This is a genomic window from Raoultibacter timonensis, from assembly GCF_022845715.1.
In the GTDB taxonomy this organism is placed as follows: domain Bacteria; phylum Actinomycetota; class Coriobacteriia; order Coriobacteriales; family Eggerthellaceae; genus Raoultibacter; species Raoultibacter timonensis.
In genome coordinates this window covers 1983169-1996751 of record NZ_AP025564.1, presented here as the reverse complement: position 1 = coordinate 1996751, position 13583 = coordinate 1983169, and the positions used below count along the sequence as shown (strand labels likewise).

General features: G+C 60.5%; 12 protein-coding genes. 4 read left to right on the top strand and 8 right to left on the bottom strand.

Going from position 1 to position 13583, the window contains the following annotated elements:
• Positions 1 to 67: 67 nt before the first annotated feature.
• From MWL89_RS08130 to rnd, 6 genes are all read right to left on the bottom strand, one after another.
• Positions 68 to 1282: an acetate/propionate family kinase gene (locus MWL89_RS08130; RefSeq protein WP_102378168.1), complete on the bottom strand. Its 1215-nt coding sequence runs from the start codon at positions 1280 to 1282 to the stop codon at positions 68 to 70.
• 276 nt (positions 1283 to 1558) lie between these two features.
• Complete coding sequence (locus tag MWL89_RS08125) at positions 1559 to 1906, bottom strand: histidine triad nucleotide-binding protein (RefSeq protein ID WP_244412563.1); 348 nt, start codon at positions 1904 to 1906, stop codon at positions 1559 to 1561.
• Positions 1907 to 1971: 65 nt separating this feature from the next.
• Positions 1972 to 2223: an exodeoxyribonuclease VII small subunit gene (gene xseB / locus MWL89_RS08120; protein ID WP_102378170.1), complete on the bottom strand. Its 252-nt coding sequence runs from the start codon at positions 2221 to 2223 to the stop codon at positions 1972 to 1974.
• The gene (gene xseA, locus MWL89_RS08115; RefSeq protein WP_244412562.1) at positions 2213 to 3532 is read right to left on the bottom strand and encodes an exodeoxyribonuclease VII large subunit; all 1320 of its coding nucleotides are present in this window, start codon (positions 3530 to 3532) and stop codon (positions 2213 to 2215) included. The genes xseB and xseA overlap by 11 nt, the downstream gene beginning before the upstream one ends.
• Before the next feature lie 10 nt (positions 3533 to 3542).
• Positions 3543 to 4214: a zinc metallopeptidase gene (locus tag MWL89_RS08110; protein ID WP_102378172.1), complete on the bottom strand. Its 672-nt coding sequence runs from the start codon at positions 4212 to 4214 to the stop codon at positions 3543 to 3545.
• Between the two features lie 110 nt (positions 4215 to 4324).
• Positions 4325 to 5473: a ribonuclease D gene (gene rnd / locus MWL89_RS08105; protein WP_244412561.1), complete on the bottom strand. Its 1149-nt coding sequence runs from the start codon at positions 5471 to 5473 to the stop codon at positions 4325 to 4327.
• Between the two features lie 63 nt (positions 5474 to 5536).
• Between rnd and MWL89_RS08100 the strand changes: the two genes are divergently transcribed.
• Positions 5537 to 6442, top strand: a complete 906-nt coding sequence (locus MWL89_RS08100) for a diacylglycerol/lipid kinase family protein (protein WP_102378174.1) — start codon at positions 5537 to 5539, stop codon at positions 6440 to 6442.
• 122 nt (positions 6443 to 6564) lie between these two features.
• Here MWL89_RS08100 and MWL89_RS08095 read toward each other — a convergent pair whose 3' ends face one another.
• Positions 6565 to 7539: an endonuclease domain-containing protein gene (locus MWL89_RS08095; protein ID WP_244412560.1), complete on the bottom strand. Its 975-nt coding sequence runs from the start codon at positions 7537 to 7539 to the stop codon at positions 6565 to 6567.
• A 475-nt stretch (positions 7540 to 8014) separates the two neighbouring features.
• Entirely contained in the window at positions 8015 to 9127 is a 1113-nt protein-coding gene (locus tag MWL89_RS08090) for a TerC family protein (protein WP_102378175.1), read from the bottom strand.
• A 250-nt stretch (positions 9128 to 9377) separates the two neighbouring features.
• On the opposite strand from MWL89_RS08090, the gene MWL89_RS08085 reads away from it, so the two are divergent.
• The 3 genes from MWL89_RS08085 to napA all read left to right on the top strand — a co-directional run bounded on the left by MWL89_RS08085 (position 9378) and on the right by napA (position 13581).
• Entirely contained in the window at positions 9378 to 10157 is a 780-nt protein-coding gene (locus MWL89_RS08085) for a teichoic acid transporter (RefSeq protein ID WP_244412559.1), read from the top strand.
• 191 nt (positions 10158 to 10348) lie between these two features.
• The gene (locus tag MWL89_RS08080; RefSeq protein ID WP_244412558.1) at positions 10349 to 10939 is read left to right on the top strand and encodes a 4Fe-4S dicluster domain-containing protein; all 591 of its coding nucleotides are present in this window, start codon (positions 10349 to 10351) and stop codon (positions 10937 to 10939) included.
• An 86-nt stretch (positions 10940 to 11025) separates the two neighbouring features.
• Positions 11026 to 13581: a nitrate reductase catalytic subunit NapA gene (gene napA, locus MWL89_RS08075; RefSeq protein WP_244412557.1), complete on the top strand. Its 2556-nt coding sequence runs from the start codon at positions 11026 to 11028 to the stop codon at positions 13579 to 13581.
• The last annotated feature ends 2 nt before the right edge of the window (positions 13582 to 13583 follow it).

Below are 13583 nucleotides of genomic sequence, written 5' to 3'. Positions count from 1 at the left end.
ATCTGCCGATCATCGGGGTCGCTTCGTTTTGCGGGGCAACGGGATGCCGGGAGCGCGTGCTTTCGGCTTACGCCTCCACAAGCTGGCTCTTGGCGTACACGATTTCGTAGGTGTCACGGGCGATCATGTACTCCTCGTTCGTGGGAATGACGATGATCTTGACCCTCGAATCGTCGCTCGAGATCTCGCGCTCGAACCCGCGGTGGCGGTTCTTCTCCTCGTCGAGCACGATGCCGAGCGGTTGCAGGCCCGAGAAGATCATGCGGCGCATCTTCTCGCAGTTCTCGCCGACGCCCGCCGTGAGCACGATGGCGTCGACGCCGCCCATGACGGCGATGTACTGCCCGATGTACTTCTTAACGGAGTTCGAGTACATGTCGTAAGCGAGCTGGGCTCGTTCGTGTCCCTGCTCGGAAGCCTCCTTGACGCTGCGCAGATCGTTGCTGATGCCCGAAATGCCCAAAAGGCCCGATTTCTTGTTCATGAGGTCGTTGACCTCGGAAGTGGTCAGACCCTCGTGCTCCATGATGAACGGAACGATGGCGGGATCGATCGCGCCGCAGCGGGTTCCCATCATGAGGCCGTCGAGCGGCGTGAGACCCATCGAGGTATCGACGGCGACGCCGTGATCGATGGCCGAGGCGGAGCAGCCGTTCCCGAGGTGGCAGGTGATGAGCTTGAGCTCGTCGAGCGGTTCCCCGAGCACGACGGCGGCGCGCTCGGCCACGTAGCGATGCGAGGTTCCGTGGGCGCCGTACTTGCGGATGGCATGCTTCTCGTACATCTCGTAAGGCAAGGGGTACATGTACGCCTTCGGGGGGAGCGTCTGGAAGAACGACGTGTCGAACACCGCCACCATCGGAACGTTCGGCATGAGCTTCTGGCAGGCGTGGATACCCATGAGCGCTGCCTTGTTGTGAAGCGGTGCGAGCTCTGCAAGCTCGTCGATCTTGGCAATCACGTCGTCGTCGATGAGAGCCGATTTGTCGAAGTACTTGCCGCCCTGCACGACGCGATGCCCGATCGCGTCGATCTCGTCGAGCGAATCGATGGCTTTCGTGGGTCCGTCGAGAAGTGCATCGATGACGAGTGCCATTGCGGCATCGTGGTCTTTCATCTCGGCATCGAGCACATGCTCGTTCTCATCGAGTCCGTGCTTATGAAATGCCCCGCTCGAGCCTACCCGCTCGCAGATCCCCTTGGCGAGGAGCTTCTGCTGCTCGACGTTGACCAATTGGTATTTCAGGGACGATGAACCTGCGTTGACAACCAATACGTTCAATATTCCGCCTCCTTGTGCACTCGGTAAGCTATTAATTTTAGGGGTTATCAGCCCATCTGTCCGATTGAGTGGTCAAGGATCTCGGCAAGCGGCAGCATGTTATAGAAAATCCACAGGTATCGACCCGAGAATAAAGAAAAAGGCCGCATACGCGGCCCGAGTTGCCCGCGGTTCGCACCGCAAGCCGAACCCGCAATCCATCATCGCCGCATCGCCTGCGGCGAGCAGCGGAAAGGGACGCGGGCGCATCGAGCTCGCCGCACGGGCGAGCGAACCCTACGACAAAGCGGGAGATCCCGAATTCATCGGCGCGCCACCGAGTACATGCACATGAAGGTGGTGGACGGTCTGCTGCGCATCGGATCCGGTGTTGACGATGACGCGATACCCCGAATCGGCGATGCCTTCGATTTCGGCGACTTTCTTCACCGTGTTGAATACGTGGCCCATAAGATCGTCGGGGACGCCGTCCCCGATGTTGGCGTAGTGCTCTTTGGGGATGATGAGCGCATGAACGGGCATTTGGGGATTAAGATCCTCGAATGCAAGAACGCGTTCGTCCTCGTACACTACGGTTGCGGGTATCTCCCCTGCCGCTATCTTGCAGAAAATGCAATCGTCCATACCGGTTCCTTTCCTTCTGACCTGCATCGGTTTCAGGTTTTCGTTTCTGCCGCTACGATGACATTCTACGACAAGGTCGTATCGGTGGCTGCATCGTTTGCACCCGCTTCGAGTTCGCCCATGAGGACATCGACCTTTTGCTGGGCCTCGTTCAGGCGCTTCTTCAACGCGGCGAGCAGTGCAACGCCGCGCTCGTAGCTTTTCAGGGAATCCTCGAGCTCAAGGGTGTTGCCCTCGAGCACGCCGACGATTCCCTCGAGCTCGGACATCGCCTCCCGAAACGTCATCTCTTCGATAGGCCGCGCGTTATCGTTCATCTAAGCCTCCAAACAAAATGTTCTCACTCGTAATCTTCTCTATCTTCTCGACGGTGCAGCCGAGACGGCCGTCTGCAACCTCGACCTGGACCGTATCGTCGAGCCGTACGGCATCGACGCTCTTGACGATGGAGCCCTGTTCGTCTTTGGCGATCGCGTAGCCTCTCGAAAGAATCGTGAGCGGCGATAGGTCGTGCAGGCGCGCGGCACCCATGGCGAGCTGGTTCTCGAAACGCGGCAGCATCGCAGCGCCCGCCGAGCGGACTCGCTCCTCGAGATGGGCGAGTCTCACGCGATCGCGATCGAGATTGATCGGAATGGCCCGCTGCAGGCGGTCTTCGAACAAGTCGAGGCTCTGCGCTTCCACGGCGAACAGCATGTTCGGGTCGGCGAACACCGGGCGATCGGCGATGCGGTCGACCGCCGAAAGCGCCCGCTCGATCCTCGTCGTCAAGACGCGGGAAAGGTTCGACCCCTCGATGTCGAGCTCACCTTCGAGGCTCTCAAAGGTCGGACTCACCGTCTCCGCCGCCGCAGTCGGCGTCGAAGCTCTCACGTCGGCCACCATGTCGGCGATGCTCGTGTCGGGCTCGTGTCCGATACCGGTAACCACCGGCACGCCGAGCGATGCGATGGCACGCGCCAACGCCTCGTCGTTGAACGGCATGAGATCCTCGAACGACCCGCCGCCGCGCACGAGCAGCACGACCTCGGCCCCCGCATCCCGTACCGCCTCGAGCGCCGCTATCAGCCCGGCGGGCGCATGCTCCCCTTCGACGGCGACGCCTGCGAGCATGACCCGTGCAAGCGGATAGCGCCTTCTCAGCGTTCGCAGCACATCGTGGACCGCCGCACCCCGCGGGGAGGTTACGAGGCCTATGCGCTCGGGAAGCTGCGGAAGGGGCTTCTTGCGCTCGGGCCGCATAAGGCCTTCGGCCTCGAGCTTTTTGGCAAGGTTCGCCACTTGCAAACGCAGGTTTCCCTCGCCCGCGAGGGAAAGGCCGAAAACGTCGAAGTTCATACGGCCTTTCGGCGCGTACAGGGTGAACCGCCCCGTCAGCTCGACGAGCATGCCGACCCGCAGATCAACGCCCGCGCTCTTGTAGCGGTTGAGCCACATCATGCAGGGCATGCTCGCCCCGGAATCCTTGACCGAGAAGTACACGGCTTTGTATCCGGGCTTGTTCGAGACCTCGGAGACCTCGCCGATGAGCTTGACGGTGAACGACTCGAGCGATTTCTTGGCAAGCGCAAGCGCCGCCGAAACGCTCAACGGTTCGTCTTGGCGCTGCTCGAAATCCTCCGGCATGCGCGATCGCCTAGTTGTTGTCGCGAAGGGACAGCAGGTACAGCAGCTGCAGGATGGAGGTCAGGGCCGCAGCAACATAAGTGAATGCGCAGGCGCGCAGCACCGAGAAGGCACCTGTCTGCTCGCCCTGCGACACGCCGGTCGTACCGAGGTACGCCATGGCGCGGCGGCTCGCGTTGAACTCGACGGGCAGCGTCACGATCTGGAAGAGCACCGCAGCGGCGTACATGATGATCGCAAGGTCGACAAGGCCCATAAGGTTCATGAAGATGCCGATGAGCAACAGGAACATCCAGGCGTTCGACGCCAGGTTGACCACGGGGACGAGCGCGCTGCGGATCTTCATGGGCGAATAGCCCTGCGCGAACTGCACGGCGTGCCCCGCTTCGTGGCAGGCCGTCGCGATGGCCGTGATGCTCGTGCCGTTGTACTCGTCGGGTCCGAGCGAGATGGAGTTGCTGCGCGGATCGAAGTGATCCTGCCCGGGTGCGCCCTGATGGATCGAAACGCCGGACACCCCGTTGGCGGCGAGCATGCGGCGCGCCATCTCGGCACCCGTTATGCCGAGCGCGGACGGAACCTTCTTGTACTTCTTCAACTTGGAGTTGACGTAAAAGGTCGCAAACCCGCCGATGGCGAGCGTAACGACGATCAATGCGATATAGAGGGGGCTAATTGGCATAGCGCTCTCAGTCTCCTTAGATATGCGCGCAGATCATGCCTGCGTCTGAGCTTCCATGTTTCGAAAACCATTATACGGGAATCGGTCATCCGTTCGAAAACATCACAGGATTACTGTGAAGTTTTCGTAACCTTGAGCGCACCTTTTTCAAGACTCAAGGCAATGTTGCCCGCCAGCAGGTTGAGGAGTTCGGCTCCCACGAGGGCGCGCCTCCATCCGCGGAGCAGATCGATCCCCTCGGTATAGCCCCGCGCCACCCGCGCGAGATCGTCGTGCGAGGCGAGCGTCGGGAATGCAACCCCGTTCTCCTTCGCTCGCAAGCGCACGAGCGCGCACATCAAATCGAGTTCCGCGTCGACGTTGCGCTCGTTCTTGCCGGTGCGATCGGTCTCGGGCCAGGTCTCTTTCGGAGCGTCGATGCCCTTGGCTATGAGCCCCACCACCGCTCGAGCGTCTTTCGTGCTCAAACGGTCTCCAAGGCCCCTCACCATAAAGAGCTCGTCGATGGTGCGGGCTTCGCGCTTGCATGCTTCGACGATCTGCTCGTCGGTTACGATCCACTTGCGCGGCACATCCCGACGCTGGGCCTCCACCTCGCGCCAAGCAGCCACCTCGCGAGCCGCCGACAGCTGTTTCCTCGAAAGCTGGGACACGCGCTTGAGCCTGCGGTAGCGGTCGCGTTCGTCGATCTCGTAGCGACCCGGGTCCGAAAGCGATTCGAAATCCTGATCGAGCCAATGAAGCCGGCCCTTCTCTTCGAGGGCCGCATGCATCGAAGCGTAAAGCTTCGGCAGGTATATCACATCGTCGGCCGCATAGCTGAGCTGCGATTCCGAAAGAGGCCTTCGGGACCAGTCGGTGAAGGAGTCGATCTTCTTCAGCTGAACGCCGCATTCCGAGTACACGAGGGCGGCGTAACCGATCTGCTGGGTGTGGCCGAGCAGGGCCGCGGCGATCTGCGTGTCGAACACCGGCTTGGGCAGCACGCCGATTTCCCGGTACAGGATCTCAAGATCCTGCCCCGCTGCATGAAAGAGCTTCACGATGGATTCGTTTTCAAGCAGCAATGCGAGCACGCCAAGATCATCGACCGCAAATGGATCGACGATGACCGTCTCGTCGTCGGTTGCCATCTGGAGCAGGCAAAGGCGGGCATAATAGGTCTTCTCGCGCAGGAACTCGGTATCGATTGCCAGAACGCTCGACGCTTTCGCACGATCGACAAACGACACGAGTTCGTCTTGGTTTGCTATGTACAAGGGACGTCCTTCGTGTTTTCTCATTCCGTATGATGTACTATCATAGCAACAGAAAGGGAATCTGTGAAACTGCTTATTGTCAACAATCTCTCATCCGGCTTCGGCGAAGGCGCGATCTACGACTTCGTTCGCTCGTTCGTGTCCGACGGCGACGAAGTCTGCATCCGTTCGACCGACGGAACAACCGATCTGACCGACATGCTCGAAGATGCGTCATCCTACGATGCCGTCGTTGCGAGCGGAGGCGATGGGACGGTCGCCGCCGTCTGCTACGAACTGCGCAACACCGGCATCCCCATCCTGCCCTTCCCCGCCGGCACGGCCAACATCCTCACGCTCAACCTCGCCTCGCCCCTCGAGCCGCACGCTTTGGCGAAGCTCGTCAAGTCGGGCCAGACGCTCGACTTCGACCTCGGGGAAATAGAGGTCGCGGGCAAAACGTTCGGCTTCGCCATCATGGCGGGAGCCGGCTACGATGCGGCCATCATGCATGACGCCAAACCCAACAAACGCCTGCTGGGACCCATGGCGTACTTTTCTGCCGCCATCACGAACCCCCTTCCCGAGGTTTCCCGGTTCACGCTCACCATCGACGGCGAGACGATCGAGCGCGAGGGGCTCGGCATCCTCCTCGTGAACTTCTCGAAGATCCAGTTCGATATCTCGGTCACTCACGAAAACGAACCGCGCGACGGGGAGTTCGAGGTCGTCGTGCTCAAGGCTGAAAACGCATTCGGGCTTATCCCCGCCGTCGTTGCGGGACTGCTCGACCGCGGCGGAGATTTTCCCGATCGCAGCGATGCGCTCGAAATCCATCGCGGCTCGAAGATCGAGGTGTCGGCCGACCCCCCGATGCAGGTTCAGTACGACGGGGAGGCAACCGAGCTGACCACACCGTTTTCGGCCCACATCCTCAAAGGAGCCACCAAACTCTTCATCTCAGACGAAGGTTACGACCTGTTCTCCTGACGGTTTGGCGGCGTGAGCGCCTGACAATCCAAAGACCCCTCAGAGGCACCGCGTTGCGGTGGCGCATGCGCCCGGCCGATAACCGATCGGCTCCGTCGCAAGGGTCGCATGCAGCGGGTTCCTCAGTCCGGACGCACGGAAACCTGGAGTTCGGCGCGGAGCGCGTAGTGGGCTGCTACCGACTCCGGGCTCATGCACCGCAGCCGCCTGCCCATCATCTTCGCCAGCAACCGTGCGACCTTCCGCAGTTCCTCGACGTCGTCGAGCTGCGCCCTCGTCACGCCGACAACGCGAACGCCTTGCGCCAGCAGCGTGTTACGACGTTTCGCGTCGCTCGCTATCCTCGCTGCACCCGTATGCCACCGGTCGCTATCGTATTCTACGGCGATCTTCGATTCCGGCCAGTAAAGGTCGCATACGCAATACCTTCGATCGGCCATCGATTGCGATCTTCTTCCCGTATCGATACGGTAGTTGAGCAAAAGCCCGTCAAGCCCGAATCCGCCCAATCGGTACGGAAGGCTCAGCAGTATTGCCAGCACCGTCTCCCTCGGAGAAGCCGATCCGTCCAAAACGTAACGCAGAGCGCGAGCGGCTTTCTTCTTTCCGTATATCTCCGGAGCGTCATCCAGGAAGGCTCGAAGCTTTACGGAGGAAGTAAGCGGGGCCATGCAACGGGCTCCGGATGCAGGCTTGCCGTTCTCGGCATACGTGCCGCACAGTTCAAACCCGAGCCGAATGAGCTCTGCCAGTCCGATCCGAGTTGCCATCTGCACGAATATAAATTCGGGCGTGCTCACAAGAAACCCCTTGCCCGCATCCGCGAACGAGTTGTCGGGAAGTTTTCCTCCAACGTATCGACTTGCGATCGCGCTCGTGCTCGTCCGTGCGCATGCATTGCCAACCAGCACGCTTAACGGCAGCGTGCATCCGCCCGGACGAAGGTTGCCGCTTTCGAGACGGGGCTTATCGGTGCAATCGAGCGCTAAACGCGCCGCCTCGGTCGCCTTTCTTCGCGAGGCCCCGTCACGCAGAAACTTTGCACCGACGGTGTTCCAGTATTCAAGCGCAGACGTATGACTTACGAGGATAGTCATGGTTTAACAGTACCATAAACCACTCGGGACAGCACGGCGCAATCGCCTTGGCAAAGGCGATTCGAATTCCCCCGAGACTTACACGATGCGCGCTTCACGCCGATCGTCGTACGTGACGGAGTGAAAAGCCCGGCGCAGGCTGTGCCGTTGCGGCACATTGACAATCTCAGCCAGTTTTCCCGCTCGACTATCGAGCTGCCCAAAAAGCGGAACCGCGGCCGCCGCATCACGCATCGCGTATCGCGCATTCAAGCGGAAGCCTCACTGCGTCGGCGGAGATTCCAACCGTCCGAAACGCCGCGATGCGCCCAGCTCGGCTCGTCGGGAATGCGCACGCACACGGAAAAGCGGCCGCCCTCATCGGACAGCCGCTTTTATACGCGCGTGTTATGCAGCGATACGGGCAGCCGCCCGCACCGTCTGTTCTCTGAGCGAAGTCGATGCCGAGAACGGGCAGGACGCTTCAGCGGGGCGATTACTTTCCAGCAGTCGGCTCCTCGGGCTCCTCGGGCTTCTCGTTTTGATCGATGTCCTCGACCTCGACGTATTCGGCTTCGATCTCGAGCGGAGCGTCCATCGGCACGTTCGCCTTGTGGGGGGCCTCCATAAGGGCCTTGAACGTGGTCGCATCCTCCCCGTCCACCGGCATCATGATGTAGACGTTGCTGCCGATGATGACCGGCGTGATAACCGACGCCGGCGTCGGTACGGTACCCTCTTCGACGGCTTTCTTGTCCTTCTCCATCTTCTCGAGCATTTCCTCGCGCACGCGCTCGACCTGCTTGGCGGTATCCTCGATCCAGCGATCCTTCCTCCAGGCGGCGTAATTCTTGTTGTAGCGCATTTGGATCAACTCGAGCACGATGCAGAACACCATGGCGAAGTAGACCATGAGCTTCTCAAGCGGCATGTGCAGAAGTTCGATGCCGGTATGGAATCCCGCGCTGTCGATCACGAGCAGGGCGCCGATGGCGACGATGAACGTGAGGGCAAGCATCTTCATCTCGGGATGGCCGTTGATGAAGTTCGAGATGGGATCGATGAATATCATCATCATGAATACGGCGAGCATGACCGCGATGATCATGATGATGAGCTGGTCGACCATTCCCACAGCCGTGATGACCGAATCGATGGAGAACACCAAGTCCATGACCATGATAGTGCCCACCGCCTGAGGCAACGTGACCATATGAAGCGCTTTATGCTCCTCGCAATGCTCGGCTTTGATTTCGGTAAGCCTGAGCATATCGCGCAGCTCGGCGATGCCCTTGTAGATAAGGTAGGCGCCGCCGATGAGCAATACGAGATCGCGCACCGAGAACCCATGGGAATACGCACCGAGATCGACGGTGAACAGCGGATCGGTCATATGCACCAGATACGATGCGAAGCAGAGGAAGACGATGCGCATGATGAGCGCGCCGGCCAAGCCGAGCTTACGGCCGATATGCTGTTTTTCCTCGGGAAGGCGGTTCGTCGTGATCGAAATGAACACGAGGTTGTCGACGCCGAGCACGATCTCGAGGAAGATGAGCGCGACGAGGCTGATCCACGCCTCGGGTGTCGTAAAGATCGATAGATCCACAGGTTCTCCTTTACTCGTCTGTACTGCGCCGGGGCCGTATCCGGTCATAAAAAAAGACTCCGGCACAGTTTTTCCACTGCGCCATGAGTCTCGTTATTTCAGACACGCCAGGTTTTACCCAGGATGTTGACGTGCCGCATAGGATATATGCCAACTACTCCCCCACGGTGCGGAGTATCCTACCATGAGCATTGTCGCTGCGCAATGCTATAATGCCCGAAGTACAAAAAGCCCTCAGGAGAAAACAGCCATGGCAATGCACGACAACAAGCCCTCGTACGTTGATACCGACGATGCGGTACGCTATCTCGACGGAAGCAGGCTTTCACGACCGTTCAGCATGCCTGCGCCCCAGCGTTTGATAGCCGCAGCGTTTCTTCTCGTCGCGCTCGGCATCGGCGGATACTTCGGGTTCAAGGTCATCGACGAGGTGGTCAACGCACCGGCTCGCGCTGCCGCATCGGTAGAGGAGAACCTCAATCGCGACGTGTCGCTCGACCTCCCCTCGCTGCCAAGTCTCACTTCCTACGACGACGAGGGCATACGCGCGTCCTTCGACGAGGCGGGCTACACGGTCTACGACAAGACCGACGAGGAGATCGCCGCTGCCGGGGTCGGGTTCGACCTTATAAAACTTCCGAGCGATGTGAGCCTCGAAGAAGCGGGGGTTCTGTACCTGCAGGGAATCACCAAGCTCTCCGCAGCCGATGCTGCCAAGCTGCTCAACGGATCCTGGGAAATGATCGTCGACCGTTCGAGCGGAACCGATTACCGTCTCAAATACGCCGATTTCGCCTCCGGGTCGATCGATGCAGCCATACAGAACGCCATCATAGCCGAGGGCCTCGACTCGTCTGCTTACGGCGATTCCGGCATCGACGGTTCGGGCAATACGTTCCAGGCCGGTACGGTCGACATCGACGGATATACGTACAGCTGGCAGGTGTCCGCCTGTCCGCTATCGGGCGTCTATTCGGTTGACGGCCTCCCCGACACGGCCGTTTACGTCGGAATACGCTTGTACAGCTAAATCGATTCAAAACGGTTCTTTTGGATCTCGGTAACCTGTTGTTGTTTACCCTGTTCATTATTATGCTGATATTTGAATAGTAATAATCCCTACCTTGCAAGGGGTATTTCACTCCCTAAAACCCGTAACACCCCCGATTGTCCGAGGTTTCGTCTGGATGCACGATTGCATAAGACGAAATGAGGGGTTTCATGGGTATCGCGAAATACTTGCCATATGCAGCAGCGGCCTTACTCGGCGTTCAGGCCGTCGCCTACATCGCCCATCCGACCGACGGCCTCATCAGGCCTCCGGGAGCACAGGGAGAGAAAGACTTCTCTTCCCGCTGCGTCAAATGCGGGCGCTGCATCGAAGCCTGCCCTTACGCAGCGCTTGTTCCCGCCAGCGCCGATGCGGGTTCTGCCGTCGGTTCCCCGACGCTCGACCTGCGCAATCAGGCATGCAGGCTCTGCCACGACTTCCCCTGCGCCGCCGCGTGCCCCACCGATGCGCTGCGCGACGTCGCAGCGGTCGAAGACGTCGACATGGGGCATGCGGTCATCGACGAAGACCTCTGCATCGCGCTGCAGGGCATGCGCTGCGAGGTGTGCTATCGCGCCTGCCCCCTCATCGATCGGGCCATCACCATCGACTACCGCCTCCGCGAGGGCGATTCCATCCATTCCGTGTTCGCGCCGGTCATCGACGAGCAAGCCTGCGTCGGTTGCGGCCTCTGCGTCGAACGATGCGTCATCGGGCAGCCGGAAGTCGCCATCAAAGTGGTTCGCGGCAATTCGACCTAACGGGCATCTCCTCTGCCTGAGGGGATCGCCCGAAGCAGAGTTTGCATACAAAGCGTACAGACAAGACAAGTGGGAGGAAAAGCGGTATGGAGATTTCCAGACGAGAATTCGTGAAGGCGACGGCAGTCGCCCTTGCGACCGCAGCAGCCGGCGGCTCGCTTTCCATGCTCGTGGCCTGTTCGGGCCAGAGCGAAAGCGCGGTTTCGGGCGGGGACACCCAGAAGTACAGCGCCGTCTGCCGTTTCTGCGGGTGCGGATGCGGCGTTATCTGCGAAGTGAAGGACGGCCGCCTCGTATCGGTGACCGGAGACCCAGACAACCAATCGAACAAAGGGCTCAACTGCGTCAAGGGTTACTACCTCGCCAAGGTGCTCTACGGCGAGGACCGCTTGACGACGCCGCTCATCCGCGACGATTCGTCGACGAAGGGCACCGAGGGCGGCCTGAGGGAGGCGAGCTGGGACGAGGCGCTCGATCTCGTGGCATCGAAGCTCAAGGAAACATGGAAGGCCGATAAATCGCGTCTTGCGTTCTGGGGATCGGGCCAGCAGCCCATCACCGAAGGCTACATCACCGCGAAGCTCTGGAAGGCGGGCCTGCTTTCCAACAACATCGACCCGAATGCGCGCCTCTGCATGGCGAGCGCGGTCGTCGGCTTCATGAACGTGTTCCAAACCGACGAGCCCGCCGGATGCTACACCGACCTCGATTATGCCGACGTGTTCGTCACCTGGGGCGCCAACATGGCCGAGGCCCATCCGGTGCTCTACTCGCGCCTCACGGCGCGCAAGCTCAACGACCCGAACGTCAAGCACTACGACCTCGGCACGCTGCGCACGCGCACCTCCGCGAGCGCCGACAAGACGCTCGTTTTCCATCCCGGCACCGATCTCGCCATCGCGAACTGCATCGCCAACTACCTCGTTGAAAACGAGCTCTACGATGCCGATTTCGTCGAGGATCACCTGCAGTTCAAAGCGGGCACCGAAAACATCGGCAACGCCTACGACGACGGCTACGATGCAAGCGACGTCGGCCAATCGGTCGACAAGGTATGGAACATCGAATTCGCCGAGTACGCCGAAATGCTCAAGCCCTACACCTTCGAGTACACCTCCGAGCTCTCGGGTGTCGCCGTCGAGGACCTCAAGGAACTCGCCGACGTGTTCGCCGACCCCGATAAGAAGGTCATGTCGCTGTGGACCATGGGCGTGAACCAGCACAACCGCGGCACCTGGATGAACCACAACATCTACAACATCCACCTCCTCTCGGGCAAGATCGCCCAGCCGGGCTCGGGCCCGTTCTCACTCACGGGACAACCGACGGCATGCGGCACGGCGCGCGAGGTGGGCACGTTCTCGCACCGCCTTCCCGCCGACCTCCTCGTTGCCAACCCGCAGCACCGTCGTTATTCGGAAGCCATCTGGAACCTGCCGGAGGGCTACCTCGACGAGATCCAGAAACCGGGCTTCCATACGGTCAAGATCTTCCGCGAGATGTCGAAGGGCAACATGGACTTCCTCTGGTCGGCCCACAACAACTGGGCGCAGTCGATGCCCAACCTCACCCGCTTCCTCGGCCGCGGCGACCAGAAAGGCGTCTTCGACACGTTCGTCGTCGTGAACGAGGTCTACCCCACCCTTTCCACCCAGTATGCCGACGTCGTGCTGCCCGCAGCGCTCTGGGTCGAGCGCGAAGGGCAGTTCGGCAACGCGGAACGCCGTACCGCCGTGTTCGAGAAGGCGGTGGATCCTCCGGGAGACGCCAAGTGGGACCTCTGGATCATCCTGCAGGTTGCAAGCCGCGTGCTCGAGGGCGAGCAGATCGACGGCCAGGATGCGTTCGACACGCTGTTCGGCTTCATCTGGGACAAATCGGCAGGCGACTTCAAGGGCGACTCGCGTCAGACCAACATCGACATCTGGGAGGAGTACCGGACGTTCTCGAACCCCGACCTCAACGAGAAGGCGAAGGCCATCAACGACAACGCCTCGGGAGAATTCGAGGGCAAGCTCAAGATGGAGGCGAAGCAGCTCGCCCCCTACGAGGAGTACCTCGCCAACCACGGCCTCACCTGGCCCGTCCGAGAAGTGGACGGCACGTGGCTTCCCACCATGTGGCGCTTCGCCAACGGCTCGCAGGAAGAGGGCTTCGACGAAGTCGGCATCGCCCAGTACGGCGAAGAGGGCCTCGCGGGCGGGGTCAGCTTCTACAAGACCGCCAAAGGAAAGCCGTCGGTGGTGTTTCGTCCCTACGAACCTCCCGCGGAAGAACCCGACGACGAATACCCCTTCTGGTTCTGCACGGGGCGCTTGCTCGAGCACTGGCACACCGGCACGATGACGCGCCGCATTCCCGAACTCGACCGCGCACTGCCCGAAGCGCAGCTCAACGTGCACCCCGACGACTGCACCAAGCTCGGCGTGACAGACGGCGATCTCGTGCGCGTGAAGTCGCGCCACGGCGAATTCGAGATACACGTCTCGACAGCCGGCCGTACCGAGCCCGCACCGGGAGTCGTGTTCGCACCGTTCTTCGCGCAGGAGACCCTCGTCAACCTTGCCGTGCACGATTACTACTGCCCGCTGTCCAAGGAGCCGGACTACAAGAAGACCTGCGTCTCCATCGAAAAGGTTTAAGG

Bases quoted from the DNA above. Each gene is read 5' to 3' on its own strand.
- MWL89_RS08125 (WP_244412563.1), bottom strand. From the start codon at position 1,906: ATGGACGATTGCATTTTCTGCAAGATAGCGGCAGGGGAGATACCCGCA.
- xseB (WP_102378170.1), bottom strand. From the start codon at position 2,223: ATGAACGATAACGCGCGGCCTATCGAAGAGATGACGTTTCGGGAGGCG.
- xseA (WP_244412562.1), bottom strand. From the start codon at position 3,532: ATGCCGGAGGATTTCGAGCAGCGCCAAGACGAACCGTTGAGCGTTTCG.
- MWL89_RS08110 (WP_102378172.1), bottom strand. From the start codon at position 4,214: ATGCCAATTAGCCCCCTCTATATCGCATTGATCGTCGTTACGCTCGCC.
- MWL89_RS08095 (WP_244412560.1), bottom strand. From the start codon at position 7,539: ATGACTATCCTCGTAAGTCATACGTCTGCGCTTGAATACTGGAACACC.
- MWL89_RS08085 (WP_244412559.1), top strand. From the start codon at position 9,378: ATGGCAATGCACGACAACAAGCCCTCGTACGTTGATACCGACGATGCG.
- MWL89_RS08080 (WP_244412558.1), top strand. From the start codon at position 10,349: ATGGGTATCGCGAAATACTTGCCATATGCAGCAGCGGCCTTACTCGGC.
- napA (WP_244412557.1), top strand. From the start codon at position 11,026: ATGGAGATTTCCAGACGAGAATTCGTGAAGGCGACGGCAGTCGCCCTT.